The organism is Flavobacterium sp. I3-2 (genome assembly GCF_013389595.1).
Lineage (GTDB): Bacteria > Bacteroidota > Bacteroidia > Flavobacteriales > Flavobacteriaceae > Flavobacterium.
Map to the genome: position 1 here is coordinate 2,566,109 of NZ_CP058306.1, position 22,597 is coordinate 2,588,705.

At 28.3% G+C, this 22,597-nt stretch carries 24 protein-coding genes and 3 tRNA genes; 11 read left to right on the forward strand and 16 right to left on the reverse strand.

Features of this window, described 5'->3' with window-relative positions; all coding sequences use genetic code 11:
- The first annotated feature begins 43 nt into the window (after positions 1-43).
- Positions 44-913, forward strand: a complete 870-nt coding sequence (locus HW119_RS12230) for a PPK2 family polyphosphate kinase (RefSeq protein ID WP_177764804.1) — start codon at positions 44-46, stop codon at positions 911-913.
- A 29-nt stretch (positions 914-942) separates the two neighbouring features.
- On the opposite strand, the gene HW119_RS12235 is transcribed toward HW119_RS12230, so the two are convergent.
- The 5 genes from HW119_RS12235 to HW119_RS12255 form a co-directional block, all read right to left on the reverse strand.
- Positions 943-1,023, reverse strand: a tRNA-Tyr gene (locus tag HW119_RS12235).
- Positions 1,024-1,068: 45 nt separating this feature from the next.
- Positions 1,069-1,149, reverse strand: a tRNA-Tyr gene (locus tag HW119_RS12240).
- Positions 1,150-1,189: 40 nt separating this feature from the next.
- Positions 1,190-1,270: transfer RNA gene (locus HW119_RS12245), tRNA-Tyr, on the reverse strand.
- Positions 1,271-1,404: 134 nt separating this feature from the next.
- Positions 1,405-2,223 (reverse strand): 3-deoxy-8-phosphooctulonate synthase, encoded by an 819-nt coding sequence (gene kdsA, locus HW119_RS12250; RefSeq protein WP_177764806.1) that lies wholly within the window; start codon positions 2,221-2,223, stop codon positions 1,405-1,407.
- Positions 2,224-2,225: 2 nt separating this feature from the next.
- On the reverse strand, positions 2,226-2,750 hold the full coding sequence (locus tag HW119_RS12255; RefSeq protein WP_177764808.1) for a DUF4199 domain-containing protein: 525 nt from the start codon (positions 2,748-2,750) through the stop codon (positions 2,226-2,228).
- Positions 2,751-2,913: 163 nt separating this feature from the next.
- Between HW119_RS12255 and HW119_RS12260 the strand changes: the two genes are divergently transcribed.
- From HW119_RS12260 to HW119_RS12270, 3 genes are read left to right on the forward strand one after another with little or no spacing between them, the layout of a single operon-like run.
- Positions 2,914-3,420 (forward strand): SixA phosphatase family protein, encoded by a 507-nt coding sequence (locus HW119_RS12260; protein WP_177764810.1) that lies wholly within the window; start codon positions 2,914-2,916, stop codon positions 3,418-3,420.
- Positions 3,398-5,491, forward strand: a complete 2,094-nt coding sequence (gene ppk1 / locus HW119_RS12265) for a polyphosphate kinase 1 (protein WP_177764812.1) — start codon at positions 3,398-3,400, stop codon at positions 5,489-5,491. Before HW119_RS12260 ends, ppk1 begins: the two co-directional genes overlap by 23 nt.
- Positions 5,491-6,399, forward strand: a complete 909-nt coding sequence (locus tag HW119_RS12270; RefSeq protein ID WP_177764814.1) for a Ppx/GppA phosphatase family protein — start codon at positions 5,491-5,493, stop codon at positions 6,397-6,399. Before ppk1 ends, HW119_RS12270 begins: the two co-directional genes overlap by 1 nt.
- A 67-nt stretch (positions 6,400-6,466) precedes the next feature.
- Here the strand turns inward: HW119_RS12270 and HW119_RS12275 are convergent, their stop codons facing one another.
- From HW119_RS12275 to HW119_RS12290, 4 genes are read right to left on the reverse strand one after another with little or no spacing between them, the layout of a single operon-like run.
- Positions 6,467-7,228 (reverse strand): TIGR02757 family protein, encoded by a 762-nt coding sequence (locus tag HW119_RS12275; protein WP_177764816.1) that lies wholly within the window; start codon positions 7,226-7,228, stop codon positions 6,467-6,469.
- Positions 7,225-8,229, reverse strand: a complete 1,005-nt coding sequence (locus tag HW119_RS12280; protein ID WP_177764818.1) for a glycosyltransferase family 2 protein — start codon at positions 8,227-8,229, stop codon at positions 7,225-7,227. The genes HW119_RS12275 and HW119_RS12280 overlap by 4 nt, the downstream gene beginning before the upstream one ends.
- A complete protein-coding gene (locus tag HW119_RS12285; protein ID WP_177764820.1) occupies positions 8,229-9,116 on the reverse strand; it encodes a hypothetical protein in 888 nt (295 codons plus the stop codon). The genes HW119_RS12280 and HW119_RS12285 overlap by 1 nt, the downstream gene beginning before the upstream one ends.
- Positions 9,117-9,127: 11 nt before the next feature.
- Positions 9,128-9,562, reverse strand: a complete 435-nt coding sequence (locus tag HW119_RS12290) for a type I restriction enzyme HsdR N-terminal domain-containing protein (RefSeq protein ID WP_177764822.1) — start codon at positions 9,560-9,562, stop codon at positions 9,128-9,130.
- A gap of 67 nt (positions 9,563-9,629) precedes the next feature.
- Here HW119_RS12290 and holA point away from each other — a divergent pair, with 67 nt between their 5' ends.
- Positions 9,630-10,646 (forward strand): DNA polymerase III subunit delta, encoded by a 1,017-nt coding sequence (holA, locus tag HW119_RS12295; RefSeq protein ID WP_177764824.1) that lies wholly within the window; start codon positions 9,630-9,632, stop codon positions 10,644-10,646.
- A 32-nt stretch (positions 10,647-10,678) separates the two neighbouring features.
- Entirely contained in the window at positions 10,679-10,861 is a 183-nt protein-coding gene (locus HW119_RS12300) for a CAL67264 family membrane protein (RefSeq protein ID WP_177764826.1), read from the forward strand.
- Between the two features lie 52 nt (positions 10,862-10,913).
- Here the strand turns inward: HW119_RS12300 and HW119_RS12305 are convergent, their stop codons facing one another.
- Positions 10,914-11,237, reverse strand: a complete 324-nt coding sequence (locus tag HW119_RS12305) for a hypothetical protein (RefSeq protein ID WP_177764828.1) — start codon at positions 11,235-11,237, stop codon at positions 10,914-10,916.
- A gap of 127 nt (positions 11,238-11,364) precedes the next feature.
- On the opposite strand from HW119_RS12305, the gene HW119_RS12310 reads away from it, so the two are divergent.
- The 3 genes from HW119_RS12310 to HW119_RS12320 are packed head-to-tail and all read left to right on the forward strand — an operon-like array spanning position 11,365 to position 13,637.
- A complete protein-coding gene (locus tag HW119_RS12310; protein WP_177764830.1) occupies positions 11,365-11,931 on the forward strand; it encodes an LPXTG cell wall anchor domain-containing protein in 567 nt (188 codons plus the stop codon).
- Positions 11,932-11,941: 10 nt separating this feature from the next.
- The gene (locus HW119_RS12315) at positions 11,942-12,508 is read left to right on the forward strand and encodes an LPXTG cell wall anchor domain-containing protein (RefSeq protein WP_177764832.1); all 567 of its coding nucleotides are present in this window, start codon (positions 11,942-11,944) and stop codon (positions 12,506-12,508) included.
- 1 nt (position 12,509) lies between these two features.
- Entirely contained in the window at positions 12,510-13,637 is a 1,128-nt protein-coding gene (locus HW119_RS12320; protein WP_177764834.1) for a hypothetical protein, read from the forward strand.
- Positions 13,638-13,661: 24 nt separating this feature from the next.
- Here the strand turns inward: HW119_RS12320 and HW119_RS12325 are convergent, their stop codons facing one another.
- Positions 13,662-15,293: a S41 family peptidase gene (locus tag HW119_RS12325; protein WP_177764836.1), complete on the reverse strand. Its 1,632-nt coding sequence runs from the start codon at positions 15,291-15,293 to the stop codon at positions 13,662-13,664.
- Positions 15,294-15,754: 461 nt separating this feature from the next.
- Positions 15,755-16,663: a 23S rRNA (adenine(1618)-N(6))-methyltransferase RlmF gene (gene rlmF / locus HW119_RS12330; protein ID WP_177764838.1), complete on the reverse strand. Its 909-nt coding sequence runs from the start codon at positions 16,661-16,663 to the stop codon at positions 15,755-15,757.
- Between the two features lie 119 nt (positions 16,664-16,782).
- On the opposite strand from rlmF, the gene HW119_RS12335 reads away from it, so the two are divergent.
- Positions 16,783-17,940, forward strand: coding sequence for a M14 metallopeptidase family protein (locus HW119_RS12335; RefSeq protein ID WP_255497875.1), 1,158 nt, complete (start codon positions 16,783-16,785; stop codon positions 17,938-17,940).
- 82 nt (positions 17,941-18,022) lie between these two features.
- Positions 18,023-18,502, forward strand: coding sequence for an Lrp/AsnC family transcriptional regulator (locus HW119_RS12340; RefSeq protein ID WP_125019122.1), 480 nt, complete (start codon positions 18,023-18,025; stop codon positions 18,500-18,502).
- 238 nt (positions 18,503-18,740) lie between these two features.
- Here HW119_RS12340 and HW119_RS12345 read toward each other — a convergent pair whose 3' ends face one another.
- The 4 genes from HW119_RS12345 to HW119_RS12360 are packed head-to-tail and all read right to left on the reverse strand — an operon-like array spanning position 18,741 to position 22,463.
- Positions 18,741-19,406, reverse strand: a complete 666-nt coding sequence (locus HW119_RS12345) for a DUF2490 domain-containing protein (RefSeq protein ID WP_177764841.1) — start codon at positions 19,404-19,406, stop codon at positions 18,741-18,743.
- Positions 19,407-20,432, reverse strand: a complete 1,026-nt coding sequence (locus HW119_RS12350) for a COX15/CtaA family protein (protein WP_177764843.1) — start codon at positions 20,430-20,432, stop codon at positions 19,407-19,409.
- A 3-nt stretch (positions 20,433-20,435) separates the two neighbouring features.
- Positions 20,436-21,875, reverse strand: a complete 1,440-nt coding sequence (locus HW119_RS12355) for a CCA tRNA nucleotidyltransferase (protein ID WP_177764845.1) — start codon at positions 21,873-21,875, stop codon at positions 20,436-20,438.
- An 18-nt stretch (positions 21,876-21,893) separates the two neighbouring features.
- Positions 21,894-22,463: an L-threonylcarbamoyladenylate synthase gene (locus HW119_RS12360; RefSeq protein ID WP_177764847.1), complete on the reverse strand. Its 570-nt coding sequence runs from the start codon at positions 22,461-22,463 to the stop codon at positions 21,894-21,896.
- Positions 22,464-22,597: the final 134 nt, after the last annotated feature.

Sequence of the window (22,597 nt, forward strand, 5' to 3'; positions counted from 1 at the left end):
AAGTTGTATGATTTAATCGTAAATTTAGTTAAAACTTGCAAATATGAAAACAGACGAATTCAAAGCCATCGACAATTTTGATTTGAATAATTATATAACGTCATATAAAGATATAATTAGTATTGAAAAAGCAGAAAAAAAATTAAAAAAGAACCGTAATAAATTAAGTGTGATTCAAGATAGAATGTATGCTTATAATAAATACAGTTTGCTGATTTGTATTCAAGGAATGGACGCTTCAGGAAAAGATAGTTTAATTAGAGAAGTTTTTAAAAATTTAAATGCGCAAGGAATTGAGGTGACTAGCTTCAAAGCACCAAGTGAAATTGAATATCAACATGATTATTTATGGAGACATTATATTGCATTGCCATCAAAAGGTAAGATTGGTGTTTTTAATCGTTCGCATTATGAAAATGTTTTGATAAGTCAGGTACATCCTGAGATTGTTTTAAAAGAAAATATTCCTAATATAAATAAATTAGAAGATATAACTGATGAATTTTGGGAAATGCGTTACAATCAAATTAATCAATTTGAAGAGCATTTAGTAAAAAATGGAACTATTGTTTTGAAGTTTTTTTTGAATATGGACAAAGAAGAGCAAAAGGAACGTTTGTTACGTAGAATCGATAAAACAAAACACAATTGGAAATTTTCTGCAAGTGATGTTGAAGAAAGAGAACGTTGGGACGATTATATGAAATTTTATGATAAAACGATTTCAAGAACTTCTACGGATTATGCACCTTGGTATATCATACCTTCAAACGAAAAGGAAATTAGTAGGTGTTTGGTTTCTGAGATTTTAGTAAATGAAATGAAAAAATATAAAGATATTCAATATCCGAAAGTTGAAGTTGAAGAAACGATGGGGCTGAAAAGTTATAAAACAGAACTTTTAAATGAATAAAAAAGACTCAATATATATTGAGTCTTTAGTGGGGAGAGCAGGATTCGAACCTGCGAAGGTTTCCCAACGGATTTACAGTCCGTCCTCGTTGGCCGCTTGAGTATCTCCCCATAGCATATAGCTAACTATTTTAATATGTTTTTAGTAATACATTGTGGGGAGAGCAGGATTCGAACCTGCGAAGGTTTCCCAACGGATTTACAGTCCGTCCTCGTTGGCCGCTTGAGTATCTCCCCATAAGCATGTAGCTTATAGCCTTTCAATATGTATTACTTGTGGGGAGAGCAGGATTCGAACCTGCGAAGGTTTCCCAACGGATTTACAGTCCGTCCTCGTTGGCCGCTTGAGTATCTCCCCATAAGCTTATAGCTTATTGTAATTCCTTTCGTTATTACGGTTGCAAATATAGTGCTGTTTTGTTACAAAACAAGCCTTTTTACTAGTTATTTTTAAACTTTTTTTTAAATAATTGGTTTGCAATAAACTACTAATTAAAATTTATTTATTGTTTGTCTAATAGCAACTAGTTTTTTCATTAAATCTTCGAAATAATCTAGATGCAACATGTTAGCTCCATCGCTTTTTGCATTAGCAGGATCAAAATGTGTTTCGATGAAGATTCCGTCAACACCAACGGCAATACCAGCTTTTGCTACTGTTTCAATTAAATCAGGTCTTCCGCCAGTTACTCCGCTTGCTTGATTAGGTTGTTGTAAAGAATGTGTAATATCCAAAACTGTTGTAGCATAATTTTGCATGGTTGGAATTCCTCTAAAATCAACAATCATATCTTGATAGCCAAACATGGTTCCTCTATCTGTTACCATTACGTTTTGATTGTTACAATCTAATACTTTTTGTACAGCATGTTTCATGCTTTCAGGACTCATAAATTGCCCTTTTTTTAAATTCACCACTTTACCAGTTTTTGCAGCGGCTACCACAAGGTCGGTTTGACGAACTAAAAAAGCTGGAATTTGTAAAACATCAACATATTGTGCAGCTAATTCAGCATCTGAACTTTCATGAATGTCAGTAACAGTCGGAACATTGAAATGTTTTCCAACTTTTTGTAAAATTTCTAATGCTTTAATATCTCCAATTCCACTAAAAGAGTCAATTCTAGATCGATTTGCTTTTTTGAAAGAACCTTTAAACACAAACGGAATTTTTAAATCATTTGTTATTTTGATTAAACGTTCTGCTATTTGAAAAGCCATTTCTTCTCCTTCAATAGCACATGGACCAGCTAGTAGAAAAAAGTTTCCACTATCAGTATGTTTTATGTTAGGTATATTATTTATATCCATAATTATTTTTTCTTTTTAGATTTTAACTCCACTGTTTTTACAGGAGAAGTATAGTTTTTTGTTTTCAAAAAATAAGCCAAAATAGCTGAAAACACGACACCATATGACATAATGTCGCGCATGCTTTGGTACATTGTTGAATCAAAATTATATCGTTCTATTAAAACTTCTTTTGTCTCTCTGCCTTTAGCAGCTTGATATTCAATCAAATTTGTAAAATATTCAGGTGAAATTGTGTTGTATATAATGTAGTGTGCAATTGGATTCAATAAAGCAGTAATACCGGTTAAGAAAAGACCAAAACGAAAAGCTTGCTTAAAATCCCATTTACCTTCATAAAAATTTAATTTTTTATCGAAAAACGCCATGATTGACATAACTATAAGGATTAGAATAAACAACAATCCAAAAATGATGATATTACTAAAATCCTTGTGATTTCCTGTGGTATTCTCAATATAAGCCCAAATACAATAAAAGGTAGTTATAATAGCACCCCATTTAATTTCAATTCCGATTTTTTTCATTCTTAATTTTAAAATATTTATGTAAAATTAATTTAAATAAGTCGATTTAAAAAAAATAATTAATTTTAGAGTATGTTAATTTTTTTTTATATATTTATTTGTATATCAATATAATAATTTTTTGTGCATTACTAATTAACTATTAATTGTAAAAACTAACTTCATGAAAAATCTAGTGTTAATCAGACATGGTAAATCAAGCTGGGAATTGCCGATACGTGACCATGATAGACCATTAACAAAAAGAGGAATCTCAGATGCTCACTTAATTTCTGATAAATTAAAAAATTATTTACCAAAAAAATTTTTAATTTGGAGTAGTACCGCTAGAAGAACTTTGGATACGGCAAAAATTGTAGCTCAAAATTTATTGATTCCAGAAGAATTAGTTGTTCAAGAAAGTGCTATGTACACTTTTGACTGTAAAAGTCTTTCGAAATTGATAAAATCAATAAATAATCAACACAATAATTTAATTCTTTTCTGTCATAATAATGCTATTACAGATTTTGTTAATAAATTTGGAGATACTTACATTGAAAACGTACCAACATCTGGAGTTGTTTTTTTAGAATTCGAACAAGATGATTGGAATGACATTCAAAATGGTAAGGTTGTGAAAACCATATTTCCAAAACATTTAAAAAATGAAGCAAAAGCATCAGAATAGATATATTGATAGAGAAAAAAGTTGGTTAGCATTTAATGAACGTGTGCTTCAAGAAGCTGCCGACGAAACAGTTCCATTATTAGATAGATTACGTTTTTTAGGAATTTTTTCGAATAATTTAGACGAATTTTTTAGAGTTAGATATGCTTCTATTCGAAGAATTTCGATGTCTAAAAATGCGTCAAAAAAATTAGATAATGGTCAAACCGCTTCTGAATTACTTCAAGAAATAACAGAAATTGTTATTAATCTTCAGAGCGAAAGTTTAAAAATTCTTCATAAAATAGAAGAAGAATTAAATAAACAAAATATCTTCATGATTAATGAAACCGAAATTGATGAAACGCATTATGGTTTTATTAAAGATTTTTTTATCAATGAAGTAAGCCCAGATTTAGTTACAATCATCCTTAACGATTTAGCAGAGTTTCCTTTATTGCGTGACGCACATGGTTATTTAGCCGTTAAAATGGTTATGAAGCAAAATCCTAATTCAAGTAAAACGGAATTTAAACGTACCCGTTATGCTGTAATTGAAATTCCTAATCACATTAATCGTTTTGTCGTTTTTCCTGAGATTAATGGTAAACGCTTCATCATGATGCTTGATGATGTAATTCGTTATAATTTGTCGAGTATTTTTTCAATTTTTAATTACGAGCGAGTTTCTGCGCATATGATTAAGGTTACGCGTGATGCTGAATTAGATTTCGATTCAGATTTACATAAAAGTTTTCTTGAAAAAATTTCGAATAGTGTAAAAGATAGACGTGTTGGAGAAGTTGTTCGTTTTGTTTATGATAATAAAATGGAAAAAGATACACTTCAATTTTTCTTAGATAAGATGGAAATCGAAGCAATTGATAGTATTATTCCTGGCGGAAGATACCATAATCGTAGAGATTATATGAAATTTCCTAATTTAGGACGAAAAGATTTACAGGCTAAGAACAATTATCCATTACCTGTTGAAGGTTTAGATATCGAAGGAAGTTTTTTTTCACAAGTTAAAGAAAGAGATTTCCTTGTCCACACACCATTTCAATCTTTCAACTACATTGTTAGATTTTTAAGAGAGGCAGCTCTCGACCCTAAAGTTTCTGATATAAAAATCACGTTATACCGATTAGCTCAAAACTCTCAAATTATTAGTTCGTTGATTAATGCAGCTAAGAATGGTAAAAGTGTGACTGTACAAATTGAGTTACGCGCACGTTTTGATGAATCTAGTAATATTTATTACGCAGAATTGATGCAAACTGAAGGAATCAAATTAATTTTTGGAGTTAAAGGGTTGAAAGTTCATAGTAAAGTTTGTGTTATTGAACGTAATGAAGGAAAAAAATTGAGAAGATATGGATTTATATCAACCGGAAACTTTAATGAATCAACCTCAAATTTCTATACAGATGTAACTTTATTGACAGCGCATCAAAAAATTATGAAAGAAGTTTCAAAGGTTTTTGATTTCTTTGAAGTTAATTACAAAATTCAACGTTATAAGCATTTGATAGTTTCACCACATTTTACTAGAATTCGTTTGTATAATTTAATCGAAAATGAAATTGAAAATGCACTTGCAGGTAAACCGGCTTTCATTAAAATGAAAATGAACAGTTTGTCTGACTACAAAATGATTGATCGGTTGTATGAAGCGAGTCGTGCTGGGGTAAAAATTCAATTGATTGTTCGAGGAATTTGTTGTTTAATTCCCGGTATTCCCGGAATGAGTGAAAATATTGAAGCAATAAGTATCGTTGACAATTTATTAGAACATTCACGTATTTATATGTTCGGAAATGACGGTAATCCTTCTATTTTTATTTCATCTGCTGATATTATGACTCGAAATATTGATGAAAGAGTAGAAGTTACTTGTCCTATTTATAACGAAGACATCAAGCAAGAATTGATGGATACTTTTGATATTTACTGGTCAGGAAATGTAAAAGTTCGTGTACATTCAGAAGACCTTTCTAATTCATATCGTAAAGATGATGATCATATATTTAGAGCTCAATTAGAATTATATAATTATTATAGAAATAAAATAGAAGTAATTTTAGAATAATGATTCAAATAAAAAAATACGCAGCAATTGATATTGGTTCAAATGCTGTTCGTTTATTGATTACCAATATCATTGAAGATAAAAATAGAATTCAGTTTAATAAAAGTCACTTAGTTCGTGTTCCGATTCGTTTGGGACAAGATGCTTTTACTGTGGGCGAAATTTCCGAAGAAAATATTGATAGAATGACCAAAGCAATGAAAGCCTTTAAGTTGCTAATGGAAGTTTATGGTGTCGAAAAATATGCTGCTTGCGCAACATCAGCAATGCGAGAAGCTTTTAATGGAACTGATATTGTTAAATCTATTAAAAATGAATCTGAAATTCAAATTGAAATTATTGACGGGAAAAAAGAAGCTTTAATAATTGCGAATTCAGATTTGAATACCATTATTAAAAACGATGGAAATTATTTATATGTCGATGTTGGTGGAGGAAGTACAGAATTTACCCTTTTTTCAAATGGAAAACAAATTACATCAAAATCATTTAAAAACGGAACGGTTCGGTTGTTAAATAATATGGTTACCGAAAATGTTTGGAATGAAATTCAAAAATGGATAAAAAATGCTGTAACTGATTATCCAAATATTCAAATGATAGGTTCAGGAGGAAATATCAATAAAATTTTTAAAATGTCTGGAAAACCTCAAGATAAGCCTTTGACAAATATTTATTTGAATCAACAATTGCAAAAATTAAATGCGATGACTTATGAGCAACGCATTTCTGAATTGGGTTTAAATATTGACCGAGCAGACGTGATTATACCTGCCATTCAGATTTATTCAAACGCATTAAAATGGAGTGGTGCCAAACAAATATTTGTTCCCAAAATTGGATTGTCTGACGGAATTGTTAAAGCGATGTATAATGATAATTCCGGAATTAAAATTCATAATTTGTAAAATAAACCGTCTTAAAATCTATAAAATTAAGACGGTTTATTTTTTATATATTAGTTCTTTTTTTATATTAAAACTTTTCAATTGCTCCAAGACCGAAAAGTGCAAAATCATATTTAGATGGATCAACGGAATCTAATTTCCTTAAATAACTATCTAATTCTAATAATGCTTTCGCATCATTTTGTTTTCTGGTTAAGATATTTAATTTTCGAGCCATATTTCCTGAATGTACATCAAGTGGACAAGATAATTGTGCCATTGAAATTTTCTTCCAAATTCCTAAATCAACCCCACGATTATCATTTCTGACCATCCATCTTAGAAACATATTCAGTCTTTTTGCAGCAGAACCATTCAATGGATCAGAAACGTGTTTTTGTGTTCTTAAAGGATGTTCAATTTCAAAAAATGTTTTCTTGAAATGCGAAATGTTCTCTTGTAAATTTAAATTTCCGTTGTTATAAAAAACATTTTCTAAACCACCTTGAATTTCATAAATATGTTTTAATGATTTTATAAATTGTTTAAAATCAGTTCCGTTAAAGGTTCGATGTACAAAATAATCCAAATCATCCAATTGATCTTCATTATGATTCATAACAAAATCGTAAGGAGAATTTCCTAACAAATCCATCATTTTTTTGGCATTGTTGATAATCATTTTTCGATTTCCCCAAGCGATAGTCGATGCCAAGAATCCTGAAATTTCGATGTCTTCTTTTAACGAAAATGAATGTGGAATTTGTAAAGGATCATTTTCTATAAATTCCGGATTATTATAAAAATCAGCTTTTTCATCTAGAAATTCTTTTAATTCTGAATCAGTCATCGGATTTTTTTTATTTCATTAAACGTTTTTTTCTTTTTGACGAAATAAGATTTTACAATATCATTCGTATAGAAATAGTCTGATTTATTATTAGAATTATCAAGTTGTTTGTACTTTGAAATCATTCCATAAAACGCAAAATGCGAACGAACAATTGCAAAACAATGCAACGGTTTCAATTGTAACATCAGACGAACTCCAGAAATTCCATCGTAACATAAACGTTTAAAAATTATACAGAATCTTCTTTTCTTAGGTAGATTTTTATACAACATCAATAATGAATTTCTATAATTCAGAAATGTCTTTTTAGGATTTGAAGCATCCAATGTTGCTCCGCCAACATGATAAACGGTTGATTTTCCGCAATAATAAACTTGAATATTTTGATTATAAGCGCGCCAGCACAAATCAATTTCTTCTTGATGAGCAAAGAAGTTTTCATCAAAACCGTTTAAGTTTTTAAAAACTTGATTTCGAATAAAAAAACAAGCGCCCGAAGCCCAAAAAATTCGTGTTTCGTCATTAAATTGATTTTCATCTGTTTCTAATGAATCAAAAATTCGACCACGACAAAATGGAAACCCTAATTTATCAATAAAACCACCAGCGGCACCAGCATATTCAAATTTTGTTTTGTTTTTATAATCTAATATTTTAGGTTGAATAATGCCGATTTCTAAATTCGTTTCAAATAATTCTTTAATTGGGGTAAGCCAATTTTCTGTGACTTCGATATCAGAATTAATCAAGCATAAATACTTTTCAGAAACCTGTTTTAAAGCCTCGTTGTAACCTTTTGCAAATCCAAAATTTTCTTGATTCTTAATGATTTTAACCGTTGAGAAATTTTCTTTTACATATGAAATCGAATCATCTTTAGAATCATTATCTGCTAAATAAATAGTTGCATCCGAACTATATTCTACAAGAAACGGTAAAAATTTCTTTAATAAATTTTTACCGTTCCAGTTTAGTATTACAATTGCAAAATCTTTCATTAGAATTTTTTCATTTCCTTTTCAATCTCTTGATTTGTATATTCTGTCAATTTCTTATTGAACTCTTCTGAGCTAAAATTTTTATCGTTTGTATAAAAATAATCCAAGTAATTTTTTGTTAAAGTACCTGTTGTTGTTTTGCCATATTTTTTTACAAAATTCATATATTCTTGTTCAACTTGAGGTTCAATTTTCTTATTTTCTAAAGAATATGGACGTTCGTTTTTATTTCCAAAAAAATAGAGTTGAATCAATTCTAAATACTTTCCTTTAGCATCTTCTTTGAAAGCTGAATTAGGATTTTGTTTGATGAAATTTTCCCAAACTATCAAACGATTACTTATTTCAGACCAATCTTCGTTAATCTCGCCGTTTAAAACAATTGGATTTTTACGTTGTGAAGTTGCTATTTTCAAATATTCTCTTAAATCTCTCGAAGCTTTATGTTTGAACATTTCGTAATAAAATCCAGGACGATATTTTAGATTGTAAGTACCGTCATTGTTCTCAATGATTTTAATTTGAAGCTTATCATAAAGTTCCATTTTCTTTTGAATCGAATCTGGAGCAGTTTCATTTTCCCATTTATTATAAATACTTAAACTATTGTATTCGTTAGTTTCAAGCTCTTTAATCAAAGAGTTTAAAAGCTTCGAATATTCTAAATATAAATTATCAGCATTTTTACCTTTTGCCTTTTTTAATTTAGATTTAAGCATGTGTTGTTTTTCATCAATTTGCTTAATTATCTCTTGTGATTTTTTGTTCTGTAATTCAAAATTTGGACTATTTGAAATAGATTCCGCACCTTCATCATTCAATATATTTCCGTTATTACAAGAAAAAAGTACAAAAGGAACTATTGCTATAATGTGTTTTAATTTCATTTAATTTTATTTTATGGAATATCATTTAAAAAATGATAAACTTCATTTTCATAATCTAATTTACAATAATAATGGTTTAATCCATTAGTAACCATTAAATAATCGGCATTTAAAACACCATTATATCTTGCTATCTGGTCAAATGTTTGTTGTGTAATTTTAACATTTGGTTCTTTACATTCGACTAAGATATGAATTGTTCCGTTACTATTATGCAAAACGAGGTCATATCTTTTGTTTTTACCGTTTATTTTAACAATTTTTTCAATATTTATGTGTGTTCGGCTGTATTTTTTAACATATAAAAAATAATGTAAAACATGCTGTCTTACCCATTCTTCTGGTGTAAGTAAATAAAACTTTTTACGAATTTCATCAAATATATAGAGTTTATTTTCACTATTTTTGAATCGAAAATGAAAACTAGGAAAGTTTAATTGTTGCATGTTGCAAATATATTTAAACAAAACTTTTAATAAAAATAGGTAATTAAAAAATTACCGTTTTGATAATATGGAAGAAGTAAAAAAGATTATTAGTGATATTAAGAAAAAAGATATTAAACCTGTTTATTTTTTAATGGGTGATGAACCTTATTACATCGATAGAATTTCTCAATATATCTCAGATAATGTTTTAAATGAAGATGAAAAAAGTTTTAATCAGATGGTTTTGTATGGAAAGGATGTTACTATAAATGACATTATTTCTAACGCAAGAAGATTTCCTTTGATGGCAGATTATCAAGTTATTATTGTTAAAGAAGCACAAGATTTAGCTCGTACAATAGAACAATTTGATTCTTATTTTACGAATGTTCAAGTCACTACGATTTTGGTTTTTTGTTTTAAATATAAGACATTAGATAAGCGTAAAAAGGTTTATAAAAACATTGAAAAACACGGGGTTATTTTTGAAAGTAAAAAACTAAAAGATTATCAAATTGAAGGTTGGTTAAAGAAATTGTTAGCTGCCAAAAAATATGCAATTGATCTAAAAGCAACTGCCATGTTGGTTGAATTTTTAGGAACAGATTTGAATAGAATTGCAAATGAAATTGATAAACTTACCATTATTTTACCTGAAGGTACAACGATTTCACCAGATCATATCGAAGAAAATATTGGTATAAGTAAAGAGTTCAATAATTTTGAGTTCATTAAAGCTATTGCAGAAAAAAACACATTTAAAGCTTATCAAATTGCCAAATACTTTGCTGATAATACAAAAAATAATCCTTTGGTTGTTACTACATCATTGATTTATAATTTCTTCTCGAAGTTGTTGCAATATCACGGAATTACTTATAAGAATAATAATGTGAATCCAAAAGATATTGCTAGAGATATGAAAGTTTCTGAGTATTTTTTGAAAGATTATACAATTGGAGCAAAAAATTATCCCATGAAAAAATGTAGTGAAAATGTAAATTTACTTCGTGATATGGATGTGAAAAGTAAAGGTGTAGGTGCAAATGCACTATCTCATCACGATTTACTAATTGAACTTTTAGGTAAGTTTTTTAATTAATTTTTAGCGATATTTGCATAAATAATTGAATTATGAGTTTGAATAAAAATAAAATATTGGGTTATGCTGCATTGATTATGCTTGTTATGGGAATTCTCTTAATCTGCTTAGGTGCATTTAGATATAGAGATATTTCTGGTTACGGTTTTGCTGCAGTCGGAATCGGTTTTCTTGCCAATGCATGGGTTTTTAGTGCTCTGAAAGGTAGAGTTTAATTCTATTAAAATATTATCAAAACACTGTTAGAAATTTCTTTCAGTGTTTTTTTTATTCCGTAATGAAATCAGTATTTAAAAGATCAACAACAATTCCGCTACCAATTAAAATATTACCTTCATAAAAATCAAAATCCAACCCAATGTAAATTTTATTCAAAGTTTTCCAATCTGTATAAAGCGTAATTTCTGATTTGACAATATCATTTGGATAAACCAAATCGATTTCTAAAAAATTCTTACTTCCAAAAACAATTTTATTTTGGAAATCAAATAAAAAACCAGCTCTTGAACCATTAGAAAAAGGTGTTGATTTTCCACTTTTTATTTCGCTTGAATACGTGAGAAGGGCTACAAAATGCGGTTTATTTTCCATTCTACAAATCTATAGAAATTATTTAATTTGTCTCAAATGAAAACAATATTAACTTCTAAAAAATTGTTATCATAAAAAGAAAATAGTATATTTAACTTATTGGTTGATTGTTTATTATTGTTTTATCATGAAAAGATATTTTTTAATATGGATTTTGCTTTTAACTTTTGTTTCGAATGCACAAACCAAATTGATAGCTTTCAAAAGTCATAGTGGAAATTCGGTAGATTTTACAAATTCTGTTTCTGAAGATTTTTTTGATAGTAATCTTTCTAATTTAGGAGATGTAATAAGACGAGGAGTTATTAATTCCAAATTAGATACAGTAATTTTCTTAGATGAACATAAAAGTGTTATTGTTACAAGCGAATTTTGTCGTGAATTTCATACAAATGATACAACTGATTGGAAACCAGGAAAAGATACATTAATTGATAATCCGGTTTTTATAATTTCAAATTTAGATAGTATCAAATCAAATTTAAAAAATGATTTTTATTTTAGAAATGATATTGACAATGTTGTGTTTTTAAAATACGATGCGAAAAAGAAAACGTATAAAAATGTAACTCCTAAAACTAAAAAGGTAAAAAAGAAAAAAAATCAAGAAAGTTCAAATTCAAATGCAACCCTTTTTGGTTTTTTGTTAATCTCAAGTGCTGTCGGTTTTTTGGGTATTCGAAGAAAAAAATAAAATTTTAATTATGAAAAGATATATTTTAATGTGCATAGGATTTTTCACTTTTGTTTCTAATGCGCAAACCAAATTGATAGCATATAAAAGTCATAGTGGAAATTCGGTAGATTTTACGAATGCTGTTTCAGAAGATTTTTTTGATAGTAATGTTTCAAATTTTGGAATCATTGAAAAACATTTTGAGTTTGAAGAAAAAATTGATTCCGTAATTTTCATTGATGATAATAAAAGTGTTATTGTCAGTTCAAGAGTTGCGAATAAAAAATATGCTTCATCAAAAAATATGAATTCTAGAAAAGATACATTACATAATAATCCATATTTGAATTTTAAAAACTTAGATAACATAAATAAGAATCTTAATGACAATTTAATAAATTTCAATCAAGATATTGATAAAGTTATTTTCTTGAAATACGATGCTGATAAGAAAACGTATAAAAATGTAACACCTAAAACTAAAAAGGTAAAAAAGAAAAAAAATCAAGAAAGTTCAAATTCAAACGCAACCCTTTTTGGTTTTTTGTTAATCTCAAGTGCTGTTGGTTTTTTGGGAATTCGAAGAAAAAAATAAAATGAAATTCTATTTATCAGCTGTTCTTCGTAATTTTCTTTTTTTATTTATTGTTTTTTTTCCTGTAACGTTCTTAGGTGGATTTCAATATGTGATTACAGATTTTATATTTGGTCGATTTATCGCATTTTTAGCTCATTCCATTTTTAAGAATCGATTAGCAAGAATCGATTTTTCGTCAGATAGTTTATCCATGTATCTTTTAGTAGGAATTTTATTTCTAATTTCTATTTTGTTTTCGAGTTTCAAATATTTTAAAATACAAAGGAAATTTTTTGACAATCTCTTTGGTTTTTATTTAGTTTTAATACTTTTAAAATATGGATTTGATAAAGTTTTTAAAGCACAATTTTATCTTCCTGAACCCAATATTCTTTTTACTCGATTTGGAAATTTAGACCGAGATATTTTGTTTTGGAGTACAATGGGAATTTCCTATTCCTATTCTTTAATTTTAGGAATAATTGAAGTTGGTGTTGCCATTTTATTACTCATTCCGAGAACAAAAATTATCGGAGCTATACTTTCTAGCTTTGTATTTTTACAAATCATTTCAATCAATCTATCATTTGATATTTCGGTTAAATTGTTTTCAAGTGTACTTTTCTTGATTAGTATTTATGTTTCTAGCCATTTTTGGATTAAAATTTGGAACGTTTTGATTCCAGAAAAAAATACTGATTCATCAAATATTTGGATTCAACGTTTACTATTAAGTTTAAAAACTTTTTTTGTTTGCTTTGTAGTTTGGAATTGTTTTTCTCCTTTTCTAGCACAAAATCAATTCAATGATGATTTAATTGAACGCCCATTTTTACATGGAGTTTATAAAAATATCAATACTGAAGAAGAAATTGAATATGTTTTTTTTCATCGAAATGAATACATTATTTTTATGAATGATAACGATATACAAATGGATTATAAATATGTTTTTAAGGAAAACCAATTGAATCTCGAAAATAGTAAAGGCAAAAAAATCTCGTTTTATTATCAATATACAGATAAAGATTCTTTATTAACTTTAAAAAATGAACAAGTAAATTTAAAATTTAAAGCATTAGATTGGAGAAAAAGTAGAGCGTTACAACCTTTATTTCATCTCATGATTGAAGATGTTAAAGAATAAAAAATGGAACTTTTGTTCCATTTTTTATTCTTTAAGGCCAAGTTTATTGATAATCCAATCCATTTCTGGATCTTCTTTATTTATGATTTCATCTGTAGTTGGAATAATTGTAACATCAGGACGAATGCCATGACCAAATTCTTCAGTTTGATGTAAAGGTTTTACATTCATAACCCCCAATCGCCATTTCAATTTTGAATTCGGAAGTGTTAATATGGGTAATCTTCCAGCAACAGTTCCATTATAAGTTCCACCAGTTTCATTTCCTATAAACGTAGCACGATTTGTTCCTTTCAAATTTGATGAAATTACAGAAGCCGCAGAGAATGATAACCCATCGGTTAAAACAAATAATTCACCATCATAATTATTTTGTTTTCGTTTACTTTTGTTTTCCTGTTCAAGCTTGTAGTAAAATTTTCCATCTTTTCCTTTTTTTGTTTTAAAAAAAACTATAGGAGATTGTATGGCATAATAGGGCGAAAGTAATATATAATGTAAAATAGAATGACCCGCATTCATGTAATACGGTAATTTCCATTTCGAAGTTACAACTGTTGGATTCAATAAAATATATTCTTCTTCTTTGGTCAAATAAGCATACAATTCATCGATTTCATTAACTCTGCCACCAGTATTTCCTCTTAAATCTAAAACTAAATTTTGGACGTTCTTTTTTTTAATTTCTTCAAAAATCGCTTTGTAAGCTTTTTTGTACTTTGTTCCAGTAAAACTTTGGATCTTTAGAACAGCAAATGTAGAATCCTTTGTTGGATAGGATAAATCAATTGTATATTCTTTTTTAAGAAGATTGTAATTGTAAATTCGATCTTTTTTAGCTAATTTTTTTAAACTATCTCTTTCAACCCGACGCTGTTCTTTGGTTAGAATTTTTTTGATTGGTTTAAGAGTGTCTGTTTTTACAGTTACAATGGAATCTCTTTGAATATTTGATTGATTTGAAGTTTTATTTTTTTTAATTTCCTTTTTGAAAATTCGATGTACGGTTTGAGTAGATATTGAATCCGCACAATTGATTCTCATTGTTAATGAATCAACGATACCAATTTCTGAAGCATAATAACTAGGAAGTTTTTTACCAAACCATTTTTCTATAAATGTTTCATTAAATCCATCAGAAGTAATTGTTGCTCTATATTTTTCGTAAAATTTTTGTGGCGAAATCCCATTAATATTTAAAACAATAGCCCCTTGTTTAATTTCTTTATTTTCTGAATTATTTTTTAGAACATATAGATTTCCATTGTTCCACAAAAAATCAAACTGAGAAATTGGAGATTTACTACCTCTATATTTTTTTTTATTTTCTTTTTCATATTGTTCGCTCAGTAAATTCAAACTCATATGTCCTTGACGAACACTGGCAACAACTGGAGCTACTTTTAAATAAAAATCATTCGGTTTTAAGGGTTTTGTAATTGTATTTGAAAGACTATCAAATTTTTGATGCAGATTTTCTTTTGAAATATACCAATCTACATCCGGATGCATATTGAATAATTTTCGTTCAACAAATTTTAAATCTTTTTTCATTTGCTCAACCGAAAGTTCAGAATGCATTCGAACATTATTCTTTTTTTCTGATGCACATCCAAACAAAACAAATGAAAGTACAAGAATGGATATTTTTTTCATTTTTTTATTCAAAGATAGTTAAAATAGCAAAAAAATCTCTTTATGGAAATAGTGAATTTCATGTGTTTGATTTACTTGTTTTTAATTTTTTATTAAAATTTATACCGCAATTTAGCTTTAAAATGTTAAAAATAAATTGAATATACCTGAAAGTGGGGATTTTTTGATGTTTTTAATTTATAGATATTTGTCATGTAATTATTTCATAAAGATTGAAAAATTGTTGTTGTTTGTTTTTTTGTTGACATAGTTTTAAATATTAGGCCTAACCAACCACTTATTTAAAAAAAAGAGAAATCACTTAATATAGTTTTTATTAGTTGTTTATTTTACTATTTAAGTTTTTGAAAGAAATTTGTTTGTTATTTCTGCTCTTTTTGAAATTAAAACATCAATCTATTTATTAGTTATTTTTAAAAGGAAGTGTAAAAAATCACTTCCTTTTTATTTTGAAAAAATCGCTAGAATTTCCAAGCTAAAATACGACTAGTTTTATTTCCTTGTTCCATATTTATTATTCGATATTCTTTGGCATCTGATTTTTTTAGTAAATATTGTAAAGGTTTTAAATGCTCTTTATTTGAAACTAATGTTGTAAACCAAATAACTTGCGTTTTAAAATGTTTACTTTCATAAATATAGTTGGTAATAAAAGCTTTTTCACCACCTTCATACCAAAGCTCATTATTTTGACCACTGAAATTTTGAATTGGTTTAACTTTTATTTCTTTACCTAAATTTTTTAACTTTCGGCTTGTCTTTGATATTGCTTCTTCTTTCGATTTAAAAAAGGGAGGATTACAAATTACAACATCAAAATATTCTTTTTCTTTAATGATGTTTTTTAGAACATTTCGTTTATTATCCTGTTTTCTAATCGATACATTTTGATTCAAAAATGCATTGTTCTCAATAATGTTTTTAGCTGATTTGATAGATTCATCATCAACTTCAGAACCAACAAACTCCCAGCCATATTCAGCAACTCCAATAATAGGATAAATTGTATTTGCTCCAATTCCTAAGTCTAAAATTTTCACACGTTTACCAGTCGGAATTTGATTATCATTAGTTTCTGCCAATAAATCGGCTATATAATGTATGTAATCTGCTCTTCCTGGAATTGGAGGACAAAGATTTGTTTTAGGCATTTGCCAAAATGTGATTTTATATTCACTCATCAAAATAGCTTTGTTTAATAAAACAACTGCTTCTGGAATTGCAAAATCAATAGTATCTTTTCCTGAAGGATTCTTTTTTATGTATGAAATCAATTCTGGAACAAATTGTATTAGTTTCTCAAAATCATACGATTTATTATGTTTGTTTCTAGGATGTAATTTCTTTTTAGTTTGATTAGAATCTTTCATGAAATAGATTTTTTACAAAATTAGTTCAATTTAATGGTTTATTGAAGTTGAGACTGTTTTTTTAAGAATTTAAATGAATCGTAAAAAAAATCAAATTGTATCTTTGCAAAAATATGTAAATGATGAATCTGATAGAAATCGCTAAATTAAGTTTACAATCAAAATTGAAAGGACGTTATGTGACGAACGAACATATTTTGCCATTCTTAGAAAGTTTGCCCCAAACATTTAATTTGAAGATCGAAGGAAAATCAGTTCTCGATAAAAATATTTATTCGTTAAAAGTTGGAACAGGAGCAACCAAAATTTATATTTGGTCACAAATGCATGGAAATGAAAGCACAACTACTAAAGCAATTATTGATTTTTTAGCATTTCTTAACTCAAATGCTGATGAAGCAATTCAAATTTTAGAGTATTTTACTTTATACATAATTCCTATTTTGAATCCAGATGGTGCTGAAAATTACACACGCGTTAACGCAAACCAAGTTGATTTAAATCGTGATTCTGTTGATTTAACTCAACCAGAAAGCAAAATTCTTAGAAAATGCTTCGATGAATTTGCCCCAGATTTTGCTTTCAATATGCATGATCAACGTACCTTATTTGCGGCAGGAAATCAAAATAAACCTGCAACAATTTCATTTCTTGCGCCTTCATATAATAAGGAAACAGAAATTAATGAAGTTCGTACAATTGCAATGCAAATAATTTCTGAAATCTATACAGAAGTTTCGAAATATATTCCAAATCAGATTGGTCGATTTGATGATGCGTTTAATTTAAATTGTATTGGAGATTGTTTTACAAGTCTTGGAGTTCCAACAATTTTGTTTGAAGCTGGTCATTTTCAAAATGATTACACTCGAGAAGAAACAAGAAAAATTGTTTTTGTAGCTTTATTAAAAAGTATTTTTTCAATTAAAGACCAAACTTATTCAACTCAAGATATTAAAAATTATTTCAATTTACCTGAAAATCAAAAGTTGATTAATGATATTTTATTGAAAGACATAAATGTTAAAGAAGGCGAAATTGTTAAAAAAATGAATTTAGGAATTCAATATAAAGAAGTGTTGAAATCTAATGAAATTTCATTTATTCCTATTTTTGATAATGAATTGATAGAAAATCATCAATTTGGTCATTTAGAAGTCGATGCGTCTGATTTTGAAATAACTAAAAATGTCGATATATGCGATTTATTGAACGAAATGAACCTTAAAAGGGCAGATAATGGAGTGTTTGATGTTAAGTATTTATTAAAATATTAAAAAAGATTGCTTTTTATTTAAATTATTTCAATAAAATTTTTACTTTTGCATTCAGAAATAAGAATAAAAAAACAAAAGTTTTATGAGTAAGTTTCGTTTAGATGAGATAGATCACCAGATCTTAGATATGTTGATTGATAATACAAGAGTTCCTTTCACAGATATTGCGAAAAAATTATTGATATCAGCTGGAACAGTTCACGTTCGTGTGAAAAAAATGGAAGACGCAGGAATTATTCAAGGTTCTTCTTTGACTTTAGATTATGAAAAATTAGGTTATTCTTTCATTGCTTATGTTGGAATTTTCTTACATAATACTTCACAAACTAAATTCGTTTTAGAGAGAATTAACGATATTCCTTTCGTTACAGTTGCTCACGTAACAACAGGTAAATTTAATATTTTCTGTAAAATTAGAGCTAAAAATACACGTCATGCAAAAGAAGTTATTTTCATGATCGATGATATTGATGGTGTTTATAGAACAGAATCTATGATTTCATTAGAAGAAAGTATCAATGATAAAAAACGTTTAATGCATACTATTTTTAAAGATATGTAATAGATGTTTTCATAAAAATAATGAAACCTTTATAAAAGATGCTCCACTAGTATTGTACTTTTGGAGCTTTTTTTATGAATTAAAATTTATTCATTTTTATTAAGAAAACAATTGTATTAATTTAGTTTTCATAAAATAAATTGAAATGAGAGAATAAAAAAATGAGTTCAAAAATCATATCGAACTCATTTTTTTATTCATTTCTAAATTAATATTTAAATTAATTTTCAGAAAATTTTTATTTCCATTTTATCTGATGATGTAATGATAACATGATTTGTTGGTCAGATTTGTTTTCTAACATTTGATTCATCCAACCGGCCTGAATGGCTATTTTTTTATTCAGTTTTACTCCAGCTCCAATAAACAAACGATTTCTGTCAAATAAACCAGAAGTTTCTGTTTTTTCTCCGTTTATAAAAATTTCATTATAAGCAGTCGCAAAGAAATTTTTACCACAATCTGTATTGTAAATCGGAATATCTAATCCTAATTGATAACGAAAACGAGTTTTAAAATCAGTATTTTCAATAAAACGTTGTTCATATCTAAAACGATGCTTTAAATTTATTTTAGCTACACTTTGTTGTAATAAAGCTTCTTGATAAATTCTGTTTTCTCGAACGGGTAAATCAGGAGTAAATTCTTTTTCTGTTTGAATAAAGCCATAACCAGCTCCAAAAGTAACTTCGTTTTTAAAATTATATTGTAATGCACCTCGAACTAACAATTGATTTAAATCGGTGCCTATATTGTGATTTCGGTCTTGAATTTCATAATGTACTTTAAACGGTGTTTCTTTTATAGCAACATTTCCAAAATACATTAACCATAAACCGTTATTATTGTTAGCAAAACCAAAATTTTGACAAAGTAATACTAAAGGGATTAGAATTTTTTTCATTTAGGTAATCTGATGTTTTTTATTACTATCTAAAATTAGTGAGAATTGAATTCCATATAAAACAGCTGCTAAAACCAAATGTGCTGCTTGTGAACCAAATGGAAATCCGAAATAATTCATCGCAATTCCTGTACCAATTTCAAGCAATAACAATAACATCACCCAATTTAAATTTGTAAATCCTAGATTCAATCTTCTGTTTCTTAAATACAAATATATATTTACTAGAAGAACGATGATTGAGAATGTTCTGTGAATATAAAATGTTACATCCGGATTTTGTAACCATAACAATTCATTACCTATTCCTGCTTTTACTTGATGGTCAACAAATTCACGAACTTGTGTTCCTAATCCAACTTGAATCAAAGTTAAAATCATCGAAATCCATAAAAAGAATTTAAATGTAGCGTTGTATTTTTTATAATTATGATTTTCTTTAGCTAGATGAATCACATAAATTAATGCGGCAACATTTAATAAAGCTGCAATCATGTGGGTTGTAATTTTAATCGGGCTCAAAACTGAATAAACAACCGTTGCACCTAACCAAGCATTAAAACCTAATAAAAAAACAACAATCCAAGACCAAGCAACTACAGATTTTTTGGTTTTCCAAAATCTAAAAGACATAATTGCAAGTATAAAACAAGCAACTCCAGCTAAAGCGCCACATAATCTGTTTATATATTCCACCCAAGTATGCATTGGATTAAATTCGGCATAATCGTGTTTTGTATATTCTGCCCAATTTTCAGGATGATACATTTCATCAGACTTAAAAGTTTCTTTAGCAACAAAAAGCTTTTCATCTTTGATGATAACTTGACCTTTTTTGTATTCATGGTAAGTTTCCCAAGTTAATTCTTGAACATCTGTTGGTGGAATGTAATATCCAAAACATTTAGGCCAATCTGGGCAACCCATTCCAGAACCTGTCATTCGTACAGTAGCTCCGGCAATAATTACTAAATAAACTAAAACTAATGAGGTTTTAGCCATTTTAAGAAATGCTGTGTTTTTCATAGTTTACATTTTTGGATTTACTACTTGCAATTCCATTTTAGATGCTTTTTTCATCATGAAATCGTAGGCAGCTTCATATTCATTCGGAATTTCTCCTTCTAGAATAGCTTCTTTTATTGCTTCTTTTAACTGACCAATTTCGCGAGACGGTGGTAAATTAAATATTTCCATAATTTCTTCTCCTGTAATTGGTGGTTGAAAATTACGTACATGGTCACGTTCTTCAACTTCAACAATTTTCTTTCTTACGATACTAAAATTGTTGTGATATTTTTTAAATTTCTTTGGATTTTTCGTTGTGATATCTGCTTCACACAAAGTCATCAAATTTTCAACATCTTCGCCAGCATCAAAAACCAAACGACGAACAGCCGAATCGGTAACTGCATCTTCTGATAAAACTATCGGACGAGAGCTCATAATCACCATTTTCTGTACAAATCGCATTTTATGGTTTAATGGCATGTGTAATCTTTGAAAGATTTTCTTTACCATTTTACCACCTAAGAATTCATGACCATGAAAGGTCCAACCTTGTTTTTTGTTGTATCTTTTAGTTGGAGCTTTTCCGATATCGTGTAATAAAGCCGACCAACGCAACCAAACGTCATCGGTATTTTTACAAATATTATCTACAACTTCTAAAGTATGATAAAAGTTGTTTTTATGAGTTTGACCTTCAATTTCTTCAACGCTGTTCAACGCTGTTAATTCTGGTAAAATACGTTCTAATAAATGGGTTTTATATAAAAGTAAAAAACCTTTTGAAGGCGTTTCGCACATCAAGATTTTGTTTAATTCTTCTACAATTCGTTCGCCAGATATGATGTCAATTCTTTCTGCATTTTCCGTAATAGATTTTAACGATGTTTCATCAATCATAAAATCCAATTGATTAGCAAAACGAATGGCGCGCATCATACGTAAAGGGTCGTCAGAATAGGTAATATCTGGGTCTAAAGGCGTTACAATACGTTTATCTTTTAAATCTTGAATTCCGTTAAATGGGTCAACCAAATCACCGTAAGTTTCTTTATTTAAAGAAAAAGCTAAAGCATTTATCGTAAAATCTCTTCTGTTTTGGTCGTCTTCTAAAGTACCATCTTCCACCATCGGATTTCTACTATCTGCTTGATAAGATTCTTTTCTTGCGCCAACAAATTCAATATCAATATCTTCAAAACGAAGCATGGCTGTTCCGTAATTTTTAAAAACCTGAACTTTTGGATTATTCGGAAGTAATTCAGAAACCTTCAAAGCCAATTCAATACCGCTACCAACAGCAACAACATCAATGTCTTTTTTGGAGTTTCGTTCTAATATGTAATCTCTCACAAAACCTCCAATCACATAACTTTGAACGTTTAAAAGTTCAGCAGCCTTTGAAATGATTTCAAAAATGGGATTTTGTAAAGCTTCTTTGTAATTATTTGATTCAATCATTATATTTCTTTTCGGAAATTATTTTCTTAAGATAGTAACTTTACTATCATTCGTTAATTTGATTACAGTTGATGATTTGGTACGTTTAACGTCTTTATCTAAACCAACAATATAATCAACTCCATTTTTAATCTCGTCGCTAATTTCAGCGAAAGTTGTCGCAGTTGGAACGCCACTTATGTTAGCAGAAGTAGAAACCAATGGTTTTTTCATGCGTTCTATCAATCGGAAACAAAACGGTGTATTTACAATTCTAATTCCTAACGAATTATCAGGTGCAATAATATTTTTTGCCACATTTTTCGGATTGTCTAAAACTAAAGTAGTTGGTTTTTCTGCGCAATCTAAAATATCAAAAGCAACTTCGGGTATTTGACTAAAAACATTGTAAAGTAATCGGTCGTTATGAACCAATACAATCATACTTTTAGATTCTTCTCGTTTTTTTAAATCGTATATTTTTTTAACTGCAGCTTCATTTGTAGCATCGCAACCAATTCCCCAAACAGTATCAGTAGGATACAAGATAATCCCACCATTTTTTATCACTTCAAAAGCTTCAAAAACTTCTTTATTTAAATCTTCCATACAGAAATATTCGCTTTTTTATTAATTTACAAAAATACTACTTTTTAGTTAAACGGTCGAGTTTTTAGATTGTGAAAGTCTATGATTCTCAAGATTAAATTTATTGTTCTAGATTAACTTTATTCCGTCAGATT